The sequence below is a fragment of the Micromonospora sp. NPDC049799 genome, assembly GCF_040656655.1.
In the GTDB taxonomy this organism is placed as follows: Bacteria; Actinomycetota; Actinomycetes; order Mycobacteriales; family Micromonosporaceae; genus Micromonospora.
Genome location: NZ_JBFAMU010000066.1, coordinates 1 through 17,544, shown reverse-complemented (window position 1 = coordinate 17,544; position 17,544 = coordinate 1). Strand labels below are relative to the sequence as shown.

Here is a 17,544-nt window from a genome sequence, read left to right as displayed (position 1 = left end):
GGCGGGCGGCGGCCCGTCGGGGGGCCGGACCGCGGCCGGGCCGTTGCTGGTCGGCGAGGGCGCCTTCGTCACTCACGAGCACGCCACCTCCGGCACCGCCCGCATCATCCGTACGCCGGACGGCCGGCACCGGCTGGAACTGGTGGGCCTGGACACGTCGAACGGTCCGGACCTGCGGGTCTGGCTGACCGACCAACCCGTCCGCTCCGGCACCGCCGGCTGGCGGGTCTTCGACGACGGTCGGTGGGTGGAGCTGGGCCGGCTCAAGGGCAACCGGGGCGACCAGGCGTACGACATCCCGGCCGACGTCGACCTGGCCGGTCTGACCAGCGTGTCGATCTGGTGCAAGCGGTTCGCGGTGTCCTTCGGAGCGGCCCCGCTGACACCGGTCGGCTGACCCCGGGAGGCCCTCGTCACCCGACCTCGCCCGGCCCGGGTGGAGTGGCACTCGACCGATCACCCGGTGGACTGAGAAACTGTGTGCCGGTCGCGGTCTTGGGGGTCAGATGAGCAACGGGTGGGTGCTGCCCGACGAGGTGCTTCGGGACGCGCCGGCGTACACGCCGCGCCCGGGTGAACTGGCCGACCTGGAGTTGTTGCTGACCGGGGCGTACGCCCCGCTCGCCGGCTTCATGACGCGCGCCGACCTGGTCTCGGTCAGCCGGCGGGGCCGGTTGGCCGACGGCACGCCGTGGCCGGTGGCGGTGACCCTCCAGGTGCCGGCGGCACTGGCCCAGGGGCTGGATCCGCGCGATCCGGCGCGGCGCACGCTGGTGCTAGCCGACGCCGAGGGCGCGCCGGTGGCGGCGCTGGACGTCGCCGACACGTGGCCGGTCCGCGAGGGCGTGGCGGGCGTCGGAGGGCCGGTCCACCGGCTGGGTGACGGAGGTCACGGTCCGTTCCAGCGGCTGCGCCGCACCCCCGAGGAGGTACGCGGGCTGCTGCCGCCCGGCCGTGTCCTCGGGGTGATCGCCGACCGGCCGTTGCACCGGCCCCAGCTCGCGCAGATCGCGCACGCCGCCCGCACCCTCGCGGCTCACCTGCTGGTGCTGATCCCGGTGGGCGAGGACGGCGGTGGGGGGTTGCCGCCGGAGGCGCTGGTCCGCAGCGTCTTCGCCGCGCGGGACCGGATGCCCCCGGCCACCCTGGTGGGCGTGCCGCTGTCCCGACGTCGGGAGGAGATCAGCGACGCCCTGCTGCGGGCGCGGGTGGCGGCGGCCTACGGCGTGACCCACCTGCTCTCCACCGGCGAGACGCTCTCCGGTGCCGGGCTGCGGGTGCTGGTGCCCCGCGAGCTGGCGTACGACAACCGGGACGGGCAGTGGCGCTGGCGGGAGGACATCCCGCCGCGTAACCGGCGGCTGGCGCTGACCCAGGCGGAGATCGACGACCTGCTGGACCGCGGTTTCCCGCTGCCCGAGTGGCACACCCCGCCGGCGGTGGCGAAGGAGCTCGTCCGGGCCCGGCCGCCCCGGCGGTACCGGGGGTTGGTGATCTTCCTGACCGGCCTGTCGGGCTCGGGCAAGTCGACGGTCGCCCGGGGGCTCGCCGACGTCCTGCGGGAGCAGGGCGACCGCACGGTGACCCTGCTCGACGGTGACGTGGTGCGGCGGGAACTCTCGGCCGGGCTGAGCTTCAGCAAGGCCGACCGGGACCTGAACGTCCGGCGGATCGGCTGGGTGGCCGCCGAGATCGCCCGGCACCGGGGGGTGGGGATCTGCTGCCCCATCGCCCCGTACGCGCAGGCCCGCGCGACCGCCCGGGAGATGGCGCTGACCGCCGGGGCGGGCTTCGTGCTGGTCCACGTCGCCACCCCGCTGGAGGTCTGCGAGCAGCGGGACCGCAAGGGCCTGTACGCGCGGGCCCGCGCCGGCCTGCTGACCGGGATGACCGGCATCGACGACCCGTACGAGGAGCCGACCGACGCCGACCTGGTGCTCGACACGACCGACATGCCGATCGACGAGGCCGTGCAGGCGGTGCTGCACCACCTGACCGAGACCGGCTGGGTCGAGCCCAAACTGCCGGCCGTCTGAGCCGCACCGCCCTGCTCCGGCGGGTCCGACCGACCCGCTCCCTTCCGTGGTCGCCCCGCGCGCGCTAGTGTTCGTTCTTGTTGGAACACGTTGGACCGCGTGAGAGTGCGCGGCGGGACGGAGGTGCTCGGTTGCTCGCCCAGCAGCGGCAGACCGCCATCCTCAACCGGGTACGGGCCACCGGCGGCGTCCGCGTCACCGAGCTGGCCGCCGAGTTCGGCGTCTCCGACATGACCATCCGCCGCGACCTGGACGTGCTGCACGACCGGGGACTGCTGGCGAAGGTGCACGGCGGCGCCACGGTGACCGGGCCGGGCTCGACCGACGAGCCGGGCTTCCGGGCGAAGTCGGTCCGCCAGCTCGCCGAGAAGGCGGCCATCGCCCACCGCGCCGCCGAACTGGTCCGGCCGGGCGCCGCCATCGCTCTCTCCGCCGGTACCACCACCGCTGAGCTGGCCCGCCGGCTGGTCGACGTGCCGGGCCTGACCGTGGTGACCAACTCCCTGCCGGTCGCCGAGATCCTGCACGCGTCCGGGCGGCCCGACCAGACGGTGATCCTGACCGGCGGCGTGCGGACACCCTCGGACGCCCTGGTCGGCCCGCTCGCCGTCGGCGCGATCCGGTCGCTGCACCTGGACCTGCTGTTCCTCGGCGTGCACGGGATCACCGAGCGGGCCGGCTTCACCACACCGAACCTGATGGAGGCGGAGACCGACCGGGCCCTGGTGGCCGCCGCCGACCGCCTGGTCGTGCTGGCGGACCACACGAAGTGGGGCACCGTCGGCATCTCCTCCATCGTCGAGCTCGCCGCCGCCCACGTCCTGGTCACCGACGACCGGTTGCCCGCCGCCGCCCGGCGGGTGCTCGACGAGCAGGTGGACGAGCTGGTGATCGTGACCGGGACGGGCGCGGGACGGGCCACGCCGACGAACGAAGGGGTGGCGGAGTGAAGCGCACCGCGATCGAGCTGGCCGACGGCCGCGAACTGGTCTACTTCGACGAGCGCGACGACGCCGTCCGGGACCAGCCGGACCGCCGCGAACTGCCGCCACCCCCGCCGGCGTCCCAACTCCGGTACGACCCGCTGACCGACGAGTGGGTGGCGGTCGCCGTGCACCGGCAGACCCGGACCTTCCTGCCGCCAGCCGACCAGTGCCCGCTGTGCCCGTCGACCGCCGACCGGCTCAGCGAGGTGCCGGCCCCCGACTACGACGTGGTCGTATTCGAGAACCGCTTCCCGTCGCTCAGCGGCCGGGTCGCCGACGAACCGGCGGAGATCACCCCCTTCACGCCGGTCCGCCCCGGCCAGGGCCGCTGCGAGGTGGTCTGCTTCACCGACGACCACAACGCGTCCTTCGCCAGCCTGCCGCCGCGTCGCGTGCGCACCGTGCTGGACGCGCTCGCCGACCGCACGCTGGCACTGGCCGAGCTGCCGGGCGTGGAGCAGGTCTTCTGCTTCGAGAACCGGGGCGTGGAGATCGGCGTGACCCTGCACCACCCGCACGGGCAGGTCTACGCGTACCCCTTCCTCACGCCGCGCACCCGGTCACTGCTGGCCGCCGCCCGCCGGCACGCCGAGCGCACCGGGGGCCGCAACCTGTACGCGGACGTGCTCGCCGCCGAGCGCGCCGCCGGCGACCGCGTGGTCGCCGCCAACGAGCACTGGACGGCGTACGTCCCGGCGGCCGCCCGGTGGCCGTTCGAGGTGCACGTCGCGCCGCACCGGCCGGTGCCGGACATCCCCGCGCTGGACGACGCCGAGCGGGCCGCCTTCGGGCCGCTCTACCTGGACGTGCTGCGCCGCTTCGACGGCCTCTTCGACATGCCGATGCCGTACATCTCGGCCTGGCACCAGGCCCCGGTACGCATCGATCGCGAGCTGGGCCACCTGCACCTTCAGCTGTTCAGCATCCGCCGGGCGAAGGACAAGCTGAAGTACCTGGCCGGCTCCGAGTCCGGGATGGGCGTCTTCATCAACGACATCGCCCCCGAACGCGCCGCCGAACTCCTCCGCGCCGTGTGAAGGACGAATGGGCCGGGGGCGCTCCGGCGCAGCATGCGCCGCCGGCCCATTCGCAAGGGCGCCTTCTTAACACCGCCTCCGACGCGGCGTCAGACTCGGGCGCGGCGTTCTGGAGACAGGGCGCGGGGGGCCCGGGACAGGGCCCCCCGCAGGGAAGGGACGGCTGGCTGTGCACGACAGCCGGGAAGGCTGGCTGATCGGCACGCGGGTCGCGAGGCGACTTCGGTCAACCTTCCTGGACGCGACTGGCATCTCGTCCACCCAGGTCAACGAGGCGCGCCGAGGCGAGTGACGGTATTTGGCGAATCGCACCCCGTCACGGCCCGTACCGGGCCCTGACGCGCGGAAGCCCGCCGGCGTGGTGCCGACGGGCTCCCGGGCGTACGGGGTGAACTCAGGCGGAGAGCCTGCGCGCCAGGTTCTCGTCGAGCGCGTTCATGAACTCGTCGGTGGTCAGCCACGGGGCGTCCCGCGAGATGAGCAGCGCGAGGTCCTTGGTCATCTGGCCACCCTCGACGGTGTCGACGATGACCTGCTCCAGGGTGTTGGCGAACTCGGTGACCGCCGGGGTGCCGTCCAGCTTGCCCCGGTGGGCCAGGCCCCGGGTCCAGGCGTAGATCGAGGCGATCGGGTTGGTCGAGGTCTTCTCGCCCTTCTGGTACTGCCGGTAGTGCCGGGTGACCGTGCCGTGCGCGGCCTCGGCCTCGACGGTGCGGCCGTCCGGGGAGAGCAGGACCGAGGTCATCAGGCCGAGCGAGCCGAAGCCCTGCGCGACGGTGTCGGACTGCACGTCACCGTCGTAGTTCTTGCAGGCCCAGACGTAGCCGCCTTCCCACTTGAGCGCGGCGGCCACCATGTCGTCGATGAGCCGGTGCTCGTAGGTGATGCCGGCGGCGTCGAACTCGGCCTTGAACTCGTTCTCGAACACCTCGGCGAAGATGTCCTTGAAGCGACCGTCGTACGCCTTCAGGATGGTGTTCTTGGTCGACAGGTAGACCGGGTAGTTGCGGTCCAGGCCGTACCGGAACGAGGCCCGGGCGAAGTCCCGGATGGACTCGTCGAAGTTGTACATGCCCATGGCGATGCCGCCGCCGGAGAAGTTGGCGACCTCCATCTCCATCGGGGCGCCGCCGTCGGCGGGCGTGTAGGTGATGGTCACCTTGCCCGGGCCGGGGACGACGAAGTCGGTGGCCTTGTACTGGTCGCCGTGGGCGTGACGGCCGATGATGATCGGCTTGGTCCAGCCCGGCACCAGCCGCGGGACGTTGGACATGATGATCGGCTCACGGAAGACGACGCCGCCGAGGATGTTGCGGATGGTGCCGTTCGGCGACCGCCACATCTTCTTCAGGCCGAACTCCTCGACCCGGGCCTCGTCCGGGGTGATGGTGGCGCACTTGACGCCTACGCCGTGCTCCTTGATGGCGTTGGCGGCGTCGACGGTGACCTGGTCGTCGGTTTCGTCGCGGTGCTGGATCGACAGGTCGTAGTAGTGGAGGTCGACGTCGAGGTAGGGCAGGATCAGCTGCTCCCGGATCTGCTTCCAGATGATCCGGGTCATCTCGTCGCCGTCGAGCTCCACGACCGGGTTGTTTACCTTGATCTTCGCCATCGGCCGGCGCTCCTCTCGGGGGACACGTGCTCAAGCAGTACGAGCGTACTGGAAACTGGCCGGCACCTCCGAGCCGGCCTCGGCCGGGAGAGTGACCGGGCAGCCGACGCGGGAGATCACTGGCATCATCGGCCGATGCCACTGAGCCGCATCCTCGGGTCTATCACGGTCACCGCACTGAGCGACGGCGAGGGGCCGTTCTTCCAACCGCGCGAGGAGGCGTTCCCGGACGCCACGCCCGAGCAGTGGCGCGCGGCGGACCGCCGTGACCCGGCGTCGACGACGGCGGACGGACGGTGGTGGTTGTCCTTCCGCAGCTTCGCGCTGCGCGCCGGGGACGGGCCGGCTCCCGGAGAAACTGGCCGCCGCCGGCATCGAGCCCGCCGACGTCCGTACGGTCGTCCTCACTTATGACCCCGGGGTACGACTGCTGCCGACCCCGGGACACACCGCCGGCCACCAGTCGGTGCTGGTGGAGGCGGCCCACGCAAGATCGTGCTTGTTCCTTGAAGTAGTGGCCTCCCCGACAACAGGAGGCCACTACTTCCATGTTCGAACGTGATCTTGGCCCTCGCGCGGCGCGAAAGGGGGCACGCCGATGTGCCGGCGTGCCCCCTTCGGGTCGTGCTGATGGATCACATGCTGGCGACGTCGGCCTGCTTGGCGCGGACGGCCTCGGCGGCCTCCTTGAGACTCGCCAGCTCGTCGGCGTCCAGGTCGGTCTCGACGACCCGCTTGACGCCCTCGGCGCCGATCTCGGCCTCGACGCCCAGGTACACGCCGGCGATGCCGTACTCGCCGTCGACCCAGGCGCAGACCGGCATGACCTCGCCGGAGTCCTCCGCGACGGCCTTGGCCATGCGGGCGGCGGCGGCGGACGGGGCGTAGTACGCCGAGCCGGTCTTCAGCAGCGCGACGACCTCGGCGCCACCGTTGCGGGTCTTGACGACCAGCTCCTCGATCTGCTCGGCCGGCATGGCCTCGCGCAGCGGCTTGCCGTTGACGGTGCTCTTCGACGGGACCGGAACCATCGTGTCGCCGTGCGAGCCGAGGGTCAGGGTCCGGACCGACTTCACCGGTACGCCGAGCGCCTCGGCGACGAAGTTGGTGAACCGGGCGGTGTCGAGCATGCCGGCCTGGCCGAGCACCCGGTTCTTCGGGAACTGGGTGGCGAGCTGGGCCAGCGCGGTCATCTCGTCCAGCGGGTTGGAGACGACGATGACGACCGCGTTCGGGGCGTACTTGGCGACGTTCTCGGACACCTGTCGCACGATCTTGGCGTTGGTCTCCAGCAGGTCCATCCGGCTCATGCCCGGCTTGCGGGGCAGGCCGGCGGTGATGACGACGACGTCCGAGCCCTCGATGGCCTCGTAGCCCTCGCCGTTCGGGCCGGTGGTGACGCCGACGACCTTGGTCTCGAAGCCCTCGACCGCGCGCGACTGGTTGAGGTCCAGGGCGAGACCCGCGGGCTTGCCCTCCACGATGTCGGTGATCACGACGGTGTCGAAGACGTCGTACTCGGCCAGGCGCTGTGCGGTGGTGGAGCCGTAGAAGCCGGCCCCGACGACAGTGACCTTCTTACCCATGGTCGTCCCACTCCCTGATACCAGTCGGTTTTCCGGACCGTATCAGTCATCCTGGCACCGATCGGGCCAGGGGCGGCGACCATCGCCGGGATGGGGTGAACGTCACCGCCGTCCGGTCCGGCCCCCTCAGTCGCGCTCGGCCCGCTCGACCACGTTGGTGAGAAGCATGGCGCGGGTCATCGGGCCGACGCCGCCCGGCATCGGGACCAGCGCACCGGCCACCTCGGCCACCCCGGGGTCGACGTCGCCGGTGTAGCGGCCCTTGCCGTCCGGGCCGATCACCCGGGTGATGCCCACGTCCACCACCACCGCGCCCGGATTGATCATGTCGGCGGTGAGCAGGCCCGGTACGCCCGCCGCCACGATGACGATGTCGGCGGCGCGAGTGTGCGAGGGGAGGTCCAGGGTGCCGGTGTGGCACAGGGTCACGGTGGCGTTCTCGCTGCGCCGGGTCAGCAGCAGGCCCAGCGGGCGGCCGACGGTGTTGCCCCGGCCGACGACCGCGACCTTGGCGCCGCGCAGCGCGACGTCGTGCCGGCGGAGCAGTTCCACGATGCCGCGCGGGGTGCAGGGCAGGGGTCCGGGGTAGCCCAGCACGAGCCGGCCCAGGTTGACCGGGTGCAGGCCGTCGGCGTCCTTGTCCGGGTCGATCAGCTCCAGCACCCGCTGGGTGTCCAGGTGGCCGGGCAGCGGCAGTTGGACGATGTACCCGTGGCAGGCCGGGTCGGCGTTCAGGTCGGCCAGGACCGCGTCGACCTGGTCCTGCGTGGCGTCGGCGGGCAGCTCACGCCGGATGGAGGAGATGCCGACCTCTGCGCAGTCCCGGTGCTTGCCGTTGACGTACGCCTGGGAACCGGGGTCCGCGCCGACCAGCACGGTGCCGAGTCCCGGCGTGATCCCGCGTTCCGCAAGTGCCTTCACCCGCGTCCGCAACTCGTCCTTGATCTCGGCCGCGGTCGCCTTGCCGTCCAGAAGCGTCGCCGTCACGCCCAGATCGTCTCACGGCCGCCTCCCACGATCGCGACGACCTGCGCAGCCCGTCGGGCGGACCATCGGACGCGCCGCAAGGTAACGGTGAGTGAAGTGCGCTTAGTCACTGTGCGTGATTTCCTGTTGAGCCCCTCACAGCCGTAGCCGACGAGGGGATTGCCGAGGGCGCAAACCGCGTGGGCACCACCAGACGACTCAAGCGTGCCGAACCGGGCCCTCCCTCGCCACCAACGACCGCCGATAGGCGCTGGTGAAGGCGCTTACCCCACGAGCCTCTTAGCAGGAGCAGGCACCGAGGGCAAGACGGTCGGGACCGCACCGTTATCGCTTCGCAACGCCCTCGTTGCCGAAGGGCACCGGACGACCTACCGTTGCCGAACGTTGCGCAGCGTCACCCAACGCCGGGCCTGACTGCGCAGCGTGAGGAGATGAGGAGACCCCATGCGAGTTCGTAGGCTGGCTGCCTGGACCGCTCTCCCGCTCGCGGTGACCCTGGGCCTGGTGGCCTGCGGCTCGGGCGGCGGCAGCGGATCCGGCGAGAGCGACCCCAACGCGGCCGTGCGGATCGAGATCGCCGAGCCGCAGCACCTGGTGCCGACCAACACCAACGAGACGAGCGGCTCGCAGGTGCTCAGCGCCCTGTTCAGCCCGCTGGTCGACTACGACGACGCCAACAAGGCGGTCGAGCAGGCGGCCGAGTCGGTGACGTCGTCGGACAACACCGTCTGGACGATCAAGCTGAAGGACGGCTACACCTTCCACAACGGCGAGAAGGTCACCGCCGAGAACTACATCGACGCGTGGAACTACGGCGCGTACGCCCCGAACGGTCAGAACTCGAGCTACTTCTACGAGAAGATCGCCGGGTACGAGGACCTGCAGGGTGAGAAGCCGAAGGCCGACAAGCTCACCGGCCTGAAGAAGGTCGACGACCTGACCTTCACCGTCACGCTGTCCCAGCCGTACGCCGAGTTCAAGACCATGCTCGGCTACACCGCCTTCTACCCGATGCCGAAGGCCGCGTTCTCCGCGCCCGGCGTGCTGGCCGAGGGCTACGAGCAGGCGCCGATCGGTCAGGGCCCGTTCAAGATGAAGGGCACCTGGCAGCACGACGCCAAGGTCGAGGTCGAGAAGTACGACGCCTTCCCCGGCGACAAGCCGAAGGTGGCCGGCGTCGAGTTCCGGATCTACCAGCAGCAGACCGCCGCGTACGCGGACGTGCTGTCGGACAACCTCGACGTGATCAAGACGATCCCGACCGAGAACCTGTCGACCGCCTCGACGGACCTGGGCGACCGGTTCAAGCAGAGCCCCGCCTCGACGTTCCAGATGCTGGCCTTCCCGACCTTCCAGAAGGAGTACAGCAACCCGGACGTCCGCAAGGCCATCTCGATGGCGATCGACCGTGACGAGATCACCAAGTCGATCTTCAAGGACTCGCAGAAGCCGGCGCGCGCCTTCACCTCGCCGGTCGTCGCGGGCTTCCGCGACAACACCATCGGCGAGGCCGGCCAGTTCGACGCCGCGAAGGCCAAGGCCCTGTACCAGGCCGCCGGCGGCCCGAGCAAGATCGAGCTGTCCTACAACGGCGACGGTGGCCACAAGGACTGGATCGACGCGACCTGCAACCAGCTCAAGGCCAACCTGGGCGTGGACTGCGTGGGCACCGCCGAGCCGAAGTTCGCCGACCTGCTGACCAAGCTCAAGGCCAAGCAGCCGGTGGGCCTGTTCCGCATGGGCTGGGTCATGGACTACCCGTCCATGGAGAACTACCTCGGCCCGCTGTACAGCACCAACGGCTCGTCGAACTACTACGGCTACAGCAACCCGGAGTTCGACAAGCTCCTGGCCGAGGGTTCGGCGGCGGCCACCGAGGAAGAGGCGATCAAGAAGTACCAGCAGGCCGAGGACCTTCTGGCCAAGGACCTGCCGGTGATTCCGCTCCGGTTCGGCCAGAACAACTTCGGTCACTCGACCAAGGTCACGAACGTGGAGATGGATCTCTTCGACCGCATCGACCTGCTGAAGATCGAGGCCGTCAAGTAACACGGCACGACGGGTCGGGCCATCGGCGGACGGTGGCCCGACCCGCCTCCCTCTTCGCCCCTTTTCAGAGAGACTGCCAAGTATGTTCCGCTTCATTCTGCGGCGTCTGCTCCAGATGGTCCTCGCGTTCTTCGGGACCACGCTGATCGTCTACGCGCTGATGTTCGCCGGTCAGGGCGACCCGATCCAGGCGCTCGCCGGCGAGCGTCCGGTCACCGCCGCCCAGCGGGCATACCTGACGGAGAAGTTCCACCTGGACCAGACCGGGGTCGGCGGCTTCTTCTACCGGTACTTCGACTACATCTCCAACCTGCTCCAGGGCGACCTCGGCCAGTCCCTCACCGGCCGGCAGATCGGCGACATCCTCGCCGACGCCTGGCCGGTCACGGTCCGGCTGGCCCTGATCGCCATGGTGGTCACCATCGTCATCGGTGTCACCGCGGGCGTCCTCGCCGGCATCCGGCGGGCCAGCATCTTCGACAACTCGACGCTGGTGCTGACCCTGCTCGTGCTCGGCATCCCGACCATCGTGCTCGCCCCGCTGGCGCAGTACTTCCTCGGCGTCCGGTGGCAGGTCTTCCCGCCCACCGCCGGTGCCGACCCGGACTGGTACGCGCTGCTGCTCCCCGGCATCGTCCTCGGCTCCCTGTCGCTGGCCACCGCGCTGCGGCTGACCCGGACCTCGGTGGCCGAGAACCTGCGCGCCGACTACGTCCGGACCGCCCGGTCCAAGGGCCTGGTCAAGCGCCGGATCGTCGGCGTGCACGTGCTGCGCAACTCGCTCATCCCGGTGGTCACCTTCCTCGGCGTCGAGTTGGGCAACCTGATGAGCGGCGCGATCATCACCGAGGGTGTCTTCAACATCCCCGGCGTGGGCTTCAACCTCTTCCGCGGGATCCGCACCGAGGACGGCCCCCTGGTGGTGGGCATCGTGAGCGTGCTCGTCATGGTCTACCTCCTCTCCAACCTGGTGGTGGACGTCCTGTACGCCGTACTCGACCCGAGGATCCGCTATGAGTGATTTCGAAACTGTGGCGGCCAGCGAGAACCAGGCCGCGCGGCGGGGCCCCTCGGGTGAGCCCGGAGCCCCCAACCAGGTCGGCGGCACCTCCACCCGCGCCGGCAAGCCGCGCAGCCTCGCCGGTGACGCCTGGCGCGACCTGCGTCGCAAGCCGATCTTCTGGATCAGCCTCACCCTGGTCGTCCTGGTCAGCGCGATGGCCGCCGTACCGGGCCTGTTCACCGGCAACGACCCCGCCGACTGCGTCCTCGCCCGACAGCACGCCGCCCCGTCCGGCTGGGCCATCTTCGGGTACGACTTCCAGGGGTGCGACACGTACGCCCGCGCGGTGTACGGTGCCCGCGCCTCCCTGCTGGTCGGCGCCCTGTCGGCGCTGCTGACCGGGGTGATCGCGCTGGTCGTCGGCATGCTGGCCGGCTTCTTCGGCCGGTGGGTCGACGCGGTGCTGTCCCGGGTGATCGACATCGTGCTCGGCATCCCGCTGCTGCTCGCCGCGATCGTGCTGCTCAAGCGGGTCAGCAGCGAGAGCTCCGCGGTGCGGATCGCGGCGGTGATCTTCGTGCTGGCGGTGCTCGGCTGGACCACCGCGGCCCGCGTCGTCCGCTCGTCGGTGATCACCGCCAAGGAGCAGGACTACGTGGCGGCCGCGCGGATGCTCGGCGCGAGCAACGGGCGGATCATGTGGCGGCACATCCTGCCGAACGCCCTCGCGCCGGCGATCGTGGTGCTGACCATCGCGCTCGGCTCGTTCATCGCCGCCGAGGCGACCCTGTCCTTCCTCGGCATCGGCCTGCGGGAGCCCACCGTCTCGTGGGGCATCGACATCAACAACGGTCGTGTGCACATGCGGGAGTCGGCGACCCCGCTGGTCGTGCCCTCGACGTTCCTCGCGCTGACCGTGCTGGCGTTCATCATGCTCGGCGACGCGATCCGTGACGCCTTCGACCCGAAGCTGCGGTGACAGACTCATGACCCACTCCGCCGTCCACCCCACCCCCGCCTCCCCGACGCCCGAGGGCGGTCACCTGCTGGAGGTACGGGACCTGCACGTCGAGTTCCGCACCGGCGAGGGCGTCGCCAAGGTCATCAACGGCGTCTCGTACCACCTGGACGCCGGTGAGACGCTCGCTGTTCTGGGCGAGTCCGGCTCCGGCAAGTCGGTCACCGCCCAGGCGATCATGGGCATCCTGGACACCCCGCCCGCGGTGATCCGCTCCGGCCAGATCCTCTACCAGGGCCGGGACCTGCTCACCCAGCCGGAGGAGAAGCGCCGGCAGGTACGGGGCAAGGAGATCGCGATGATCTTCCAGGACGCCCTGTCCGCCCTCAACCCGACCTTCCCGGTCGGTTGGCAGATCGGCGAGACGCTGCGCCAGCGGGCCGGGATGTCCCGGGGCGACGCCCGTCGCCGGGCGATCGAGCTGATGGACCTGGTGAAGATCCCGGCCGCGCAGAACCGCCTCGGCGACTACCCGCACCAGTTCTCCGGCGGCATGCGCCAGCGCGTCATGATCGCCATGGCGCTCGCGATGAACCCGAAGGTGCTCATCGCCGACGAGCCCACCACGGCGCTGGACGTCACCGTGCAGGCCCAGATCATGGACCTGCTGGCCGACCTGCGCCGAGACCTCGACATGGCGATGATCCTGATCACCCACGACCTCGGTGTGGTCGCCGGCGTCGCGGACCGGATCGCCGTCATGTACGCCGGACGGATCGTCGAGCACGCCGACGTCCGGCCGCTGTACAAGGCACCGGCCCACCCGTACACGAAGGGGTTGCTGGAGTCCATTCCGCGGATGGACCAGCGTGGGCAGCAGCTGTCGACGATCAAGGGGCTGCCGCCCAACCTGATGCGGATCCCCTCCGGCTGCCCGTTCCACCCCCGTTGCCCGTACGCGCAGCAGGTCTGCGTGGACGTCGTGCCGCACGACCTGGTCCTCGGTGACGGCCGGACCAGCGCGTGCCACTTCGCGCAGGAGGTCCATGATGACAGTGCCCGCTAGCTCCACCAAGGTCCGCGGCGAGACGGTCCTGTCCGTCGAGAACCTGGTCAAGCACTTTCCGATCAGCCGGGGCGTGGTGTTCCAGAGGCAGGTCGGCGCGGTCAAGGCCGTCGACGGGGTGAGCTTCGAGCTGCGCCGCGGCGAGACGCTCGGCATCGTCGGCGAGTCCGGCTGCGGCAAGTCCACCCTCGCCCGGCTGCTGATGCGCCTGGAGACGCCCACCTCCGGCAGCGCCACACTGGAGGGCCGGGACCTGTTCAAGGCGTCCGGTTCCGAGCTGCGCCGGCTGCGACGCAACATGCAGATGGTGCTCCAGGACCCGTACACCTCGCTCAACCCCCGGATGACGGTCGGCGACATCATCGGCGAGCCGTTCGAGATCCACCCCGAGGCGGCCCCGAAGGGCAGCCGGCAGCAGCGGGTGCAGGAACTGCTGGACGTGGTCGGCCTGAACCCCGAGCACATCAACCGGTACCCGCACCAGTTCTCCGGCGGTCAGCGCCAGCGCATCGGCATCGCCCGCGCGCTCGCCCTGAAGCCGGAGGTCCTCGTCTGCGACGAGCCGGTCTCCGCCCTGGACGTGTCGATCCAGGCGCAGGTGATCAACCTGCTCGAGCAGCTCCAGGACGAGCTGGGTCTGTCGTACGTCTTCATCGCGCACGACCTGTCGGTGGTCCGGCACATCGCCGACCGGGTCGCGGTGATGTACCTCGGGCGGATCGTGGAGATCGGCACCGAGAACGAGATCTACGAGCGCGCGACCCACCCGTACACCCAGGCTCTGCTCTCCGCCGTGCCCGTGCCGGACCCGGAGCTGCGCGACAACCGCACGATGATCCGCCTGGTGGGCGACGTGCCGAGCCCGGCCAACCCGCCGAGCGGGTGCCACTTCCGGACCCGCTGCTGGAAGGCGCAGGAGGTCTGCGCGCGCGAGGACCCGCCGGCCGTACCCCGCGCGGCCGACCCGCACCCGTCCGCCTGCCACTTCGCGGAGCTGCGGGCGTAAGGAAGGGCCCCTTGTTAACGCCTCGCGTTGTACAAGGGGCCCTCCTAACGAGCCAGCCCACGCACCGCGCTGACCGACGCTGTCGGTCAGTGGAAGAAGTGGCGGGTGCCGGTCAGGTACATGGTCACGCCGGCCTCCTTGCAGGCCGCGATGACCTCCTCGTCGCGGATCGAGCCACCCGGCTGGACGATCGCCCGCACGCCCGCGTCGATGAGGATCTTCGGACCGTCGGCGAACGGGAAGAAGGCGTCGGAGGCGGCGACGGAGCCGCGGACCCGCTCGGCGCCGGCACGCTCCACCGCCAGGCGGGCCGAGTCGACCCGGTTGACCTGGCCCATGCCGACGCCGACGGTCGCACCGTCGGAGGCCAGCAGGATGGCGTTGCTCTTCACCGAGCGGACCGCCCGCCAGGCGAAGGCGAGGTCGCGCAGGGTCGCCTCGTCCGCCGCCTCGCCGGTGGCCAGCCGCCAGGTCGCCGGGTCGTCGCCCTCGGCGTCGACCTTGTCCCGCACCTGCACCAGCACACCACCGGTGACCTGCCGCCACTCCACCTTCGCGGGGTCGAACGCCGGCGCACGCAACAGCCGGATGTTCTTCTTGGCCTGGAGGACCTCGGCCGCGCCCTCGTCGTAGCCGGGAGCGACGACGACCTCGGTGAAGATCTCCGCGACCTGCCGCGCCATCTCGACCGAGACGGGCCGGTTGACCGCGATCACCCCGCCGAACGCGGAGACCGGGTCGCACTCGTGCGCCTTGCGGTGCGCGTCGGCCACGTCGGCGCCGACCGCGATGCCGCAGGGGTTGGCGTGCTTGATGATGGCCACCGCCGGCTGGTCGGTGAAGTCGTTCGCGGCCCGCCACGCGGCGTCCGCGTCGACGTAGTTGTTGTAGGACATCTCCTTGCCGTGCAGCTGCTCCGCCTGGGCCAGACCCGCCGGGCTGCCGGGGTCGGCGTACAGGGCGGCCGCCTGGTGCGGGTTCTCGCCGTAGCGCAGCACCGCCTCGCGGCGCAGCGCCTGCCCGGTGAACTCCGGCCAGCCGTCGGCGGCCGGCACGAGGGAGGCGGCGAACCAGTCGGCGACGGCCACGTCGTACTCGGCGATGTCGGCGAAGGCGCGGGCCGCGAGGGCCTTGCGCTGCGTCAGCGTGAAGCCGCCCGCGTCGAGCGCGGCGAGCAGCGCCGGGTACGCGGCCGGGTCGGTCACCACCGCCACGGAGGCGTGGTTCTTCGCGGCCGCCCGGACCATCGCCGGACCGCCGATGTCGATCTGCTCCACACACTCGTCCTGGCTGGCGCCGGAGGCGACGGTGGCCTGGAACGGGTACAGGTTCGACACCAGCAGGTCGATCCCGGCGATGCCGTGCTCGTCGAGCTGCGCGGCGTGGGCGTCCTTGCGCAGGTCGGCCAGGAGGCCACCGTGGATCTTCGGGTGCAGGGTCTTGACCCGACCGTCGAGGATCTCCGGGAAACCGGTGACGGTCTCCACCGCGGTCACCGGCACGCCGGCGCCGGCGATGGTCGACGCCGTGCTCCCGGTCGAGACGATCTCCACCCCGGCCGTGTGCAGGGCGCGGGCCAGCTCGACCAGGCCGGCCTTGTCGTAGACGCTGACCAGCGCCCGACGGATCGGGCGGCGCTCGCCCTCAGTGGCACTCACGGAACCGTGACCTTCCTTCCGGTTATCGTCCAACCTTCGCGGACCAGGCGGCCCACCTGCTCGACGAGCTGACGCCGCTCGGCGGACTTGATGCGCTCGGTGAGCGTGTCCACATCGTCGTCGTCGAGGACCGGCACGGCGACCTGCGCGACGATCGGGCCGGTGTCCATGCCGGCGTCGACGAAGAAGAGCGTGGCCCCGGTGACCTTCACGCCGTAGGCGAGCGCGTCGCGGGGACCGTGGATGCCGGGGAACGCCGGCAGCAGCGTGTTGTGCGTGTTGAGGTAGCGGTCACCGAAGGCGGCGAGGAAGTGCGGGCCGACCAGTTTCAGGAACCCGGCCGAGATGACCAGGTCGGGCTCGTGCTCGGCGACGTGCGCGGTCAGCGCCTTGTCCCAGTCCTCGCGGGCCGGGTGGTCCCGCACCCGGTCGACGAAGGTCGGCACCCCGGCGGCGGCGGCCAGGTCCAGGCCGCGGATGCCGTCCCGGTCCGCGCCGACGGCGACCACCCGGGCGCCGTACGCGGGGTCGGCGGTGGCGTCGAGCAGGGCCTGGAGGTTGCTCCCGGAGCCGGAGACGAGGACGACGATGCGGGCGGCGGACGCGGGCTCGGTCACCGGGCAACCCTATCGGGCACCGCCGGGCGACCCGACCGGCGGGCAGCGCGCGGTTCCGGAGGGGCGTGGCGGGTGTCCGGAGCGTGGGCGGCCCGTCGTTCACCGGAGGCCGGGCGAGCGGCGACCGGGTACGCTGCCGTCTCCCGGGCCCGGTCCCGTCCGGCCCGTCCCCCGTCCGTGATCCCGGCGCCCCGCGTCGGTCCCCCGCCCGAGGAGTAGGCCGCGATGCAGCCCGGTCAGGACCCATACGGTCAGCAGCCCCACCAGGACCCGACCGCCCCGCCCCCGCCTCCGGCGCCGTACGGTCAGCAGCCCTCGTCCGGGCAGCCCTACGACCCGTACGGTCAGCAGCCCTCGTCCGGGCAGCCCTACGACCCGTACGCGCAGCCGCCCACCTCGGGCCAGCCGTGGGGTCAGCAGCAGCCGTACCAGGACCCGTACGCCCCGCAGCCGTACGGTCAGCAGCAGCCCTACGGACAGCAGCCGTACGGACAGGACCCGCACGCCGGGCAGTCGTACGGCGGGACGCCGATGTATCCGAACGCCGGGTACCCGGCGCCCGGTGGGCAGCAGAACACGCTCGGGCTGGTCTCGATGATCCTCGGCATCGCCTCGATCCCGCTGGTCTGCTGCTACCTGGGCCTCCCGGTGGGCATCGCCGCCGTGGTGACCGGCTGGCTGGGCAAGCAGAAGGCGGCCCAGGGGCTCGCCAACAACTCCGGGCAGGCTCTGGCCGGCCTGATCTGCGGCGGCATCGGCGCGGTGCTGGGCATCCTCTACATCGTCCTGGTCATCGTCGGGCTCAACCTGCCCGACACGTACTGACCTTCAGGGGCCGCCACGGGGCGCCCGGCCGGACCGGGTGCCCGGCGGCCGTTCAGCGCGGGCGACCGAGGAACCAGGTCGCGGCGGCGCCGAGCAGCGCGCCGACCGCGGTGACCGC

Annotated in this window: 15 protein-coding genes; 10 read left to right on the top strand and 5 right to left on the bottom strand. The window is 71.2% G+C overall.

All coding sequences use genetic code 11. From position 1 onward, the window contains the following. The 4 genes from AB0I76_RS08505 to galT form a co-directional block, all read left to right on the top strand. The coding region (locus AB0I76_RS08505) for a DM13 domain-containing protein (RefSeq protein WP_357031772.1) at positions 1 to 397 on the top strand (397 nt) is incomplete at its 5' end. A gap of 109 nt (positions 398 to 506) precedes the next feature. Continuing rightward, a complete protein-coding gene (gene cysC, locus AB0I76_RS08500) occupies positions 507 to 2,036 on the top strand; it encodes an adenylyl-sulfate kinase (RefSeq protein WP_357031769.1) in 1,530 nt (509 codons plus the stop codon). Between the two features lie 131 nt (positions 2,037 to 2,167). After that, positions 2,168 to 2,986, top strand: coding sequence for a DeoR/GlpR family DNA-binding transcription regulator (locus AB0I76_RS08495; RefSeq protein WP_357031766.1), 819 nt, complete (start codon positions 2,168 to 2,170; stop codon positions 2,984 to 2,986). Next, entirely contained in the window at positions 2,983 to 4,059 is a 1,077-nt protein-coding gene (gene galT, locus AB0I76_RS08490; RefSeq protein WP_357031764.1) for a galactose-1-phosphate uridylyltransferase, read from the top strand. Before AB0I76_RS08495 ends, galT begins: the two co-directional genes overlap by 4 nt. A 394-nt stretch (positions 4,060 to 4,453) precedes the next feature. On the opposite strand, the gene AB0I76_RS08485 is transcribed toward galT, so the two are convergent. From AB0I76_RS08485 to AB0I76_RS08475, 3 genes are all read right to left on the bottom strand, one after another. Continuing rightward, the gene (locus tag AB0I76_RS08485; protein ID WP_357031760.1) at positions 4,454 to 5,671 is read right to left on the bottom strand and encodes an NADP-dependent isocitrate dehydrogenase; all 1,218 of its coding nucleotides are present in this window, start codon (positions 5,669 to 5,671) and stop codon (positions 4,454 to 4,456) included. A gap of 635 nt (positions 5,672 to 6,306) precedes the next feature. Then, positions 6,307 to 7,257 carry a malate dehydrogenase gene (gene mdh, locus AB0I76_RS08480; protein WP_357031757.1) on the bottom strand — a complete coding sequence of 317 codons (951 nt, stop codon included), beginning with the start codon at positions 7,255 to 7,257 and terminating at the stop codon, positions 6,307 to 6,309. A 126-nt stretch (positions 7,258 to 7,383) separates the two neighbouring features. After that, positions 7,384 to 8,244, bottom strand: coding sequence for a bifunctional methylenetetrahydrofolate dehydrogenase/methenyltetrahydrofolate cyclohydrolase (locus AB0I76_RS08475; protein WP_357031754.1), 861 nt, complete (start codon positions 8,242 to 8,244; stop codon positions 7,384 to 7,386). A gap of 444 nt (positions 8,245 to 8,688) precedes the next feature. Between AB0I76_RS08475 and AB0I76_RS08470 the strand changes: the two genes are divergently transcribed. The 5 genes from AB0I76_RS08470 to AB0I76_RS08450 all read left to right on the top strand — a co-directional run bounded on the left by AB0I76_RS08470 (position 8,689) and on the right by AB0I76_RS08450 (position 14,326). Next, positions 8,689 to 10,293, top strand: coding sequence for an ABC transporter substrate-binding protein (locus tag AB0I76_RS08470; protein ID WP_357031751.1), 1,605 nt, complete (start codon positions 8,689 to 8,691; stop codon positions 10,291 to 10,293). Positions 10,294 to 10,375: 82 nt separating this feature from the next. Then, a complete protein-coding gene (locus AB0I76_RS08465; protein WP_357031748.1) occupies positions 10,376 to 11,314 on the top strand; it encodes an ABC transporter permease in 939 nt (312 codons plus the stop codon). Then, positions 11,307 to 12,275 (top strand): ABC transporter permease, encoded by a 969-nt coding sequence (locus tag AB0I76_RS08460; RefSeq protein ID WP_357031745.1) that lies wholly within the window; start codon positions 11,307 to 11,309, stop codon positions 12,273 to 12,275. The genes AB0I76_RS08465 and AB0I76_RS08460 overlap by 8 nt, the downstream gene beginning before the upstream one ends. 7 nt (positions 12,276 to 12,282) lie before the next feature. Further along, the gene (locus AB0I76_RS08455; RefSeq protein ID WP_357031741.1) at positions 12,283 to 13,320 is read left to right on the top strand and encodes an ABC transporter ATP-binding protein; all 1,038 of its coding nucleotides are present in this window, start codon (positions 12,283 to 12,285) and stop codon (positions 13,318 to 13,320) included. Continuing rightward, complete coding sequence (locus AB0I76_RS08450; RefSeq protein ID WP_357031738.1) at positions 13,304 to 14,326, top strand: dipeptide ABC transporter ATP-binding protein; 1,023 nt, start codon at positions 13,304 to 13,306, stop codon at positions 14,324 to 14,326. The genes AB0I76_RS08455 and AB0I76_RS08450 overlap by 17 nt, the downstream gene beginning before the upstream one ends. An 86-nt stretch (positions 14,327 to 14,412) precedes the next feature. Here AB0I76_RS08450 and purH read toward each other — a convergent pair whose 3' ends face one another. Then, entirely contained in the window at positions 14,413 to 15,984 is a 1,572-nt protein-coding gene (gene purH / locus AB0I76_RS08445) for a bifunctional phosphoribosylaminoimidazolecarboxamide formyltransferase/IMP cyclohydrolase (RefSeq protein ID WP_357031733.1), read from the bottom strand. Beyond that, entirely contained in the window at positions 15,981 to 16,601 is a 621-nt protein-coding gene (gene purN, locus AB0I76_RS08440) for a phosphoribosylglycinamide formyltransferase (RefSeq protein ID WP_357031730.1), read from the bottom strand. Before purN ends, purH begins: the two co-directional genes overlap by 4 nt. A gap of 225 nt (positions 16,602 to 16,826) precedes the next feature. Between purN and AB0I76_RS08435 the strand changes: the two genes are divergently transcribed. Continuing rightward, entirely contained in the window at positions 16,827 to 17,426 is a 600-nt protein-coding gene (locus tag AB0I76_RS08435) for a DUF4190 domain-containing protein (protein ID WP_357031727.1), read from the top strand. Positions 17,427 to 17,544: the final 118 nt, after the last annotated feature.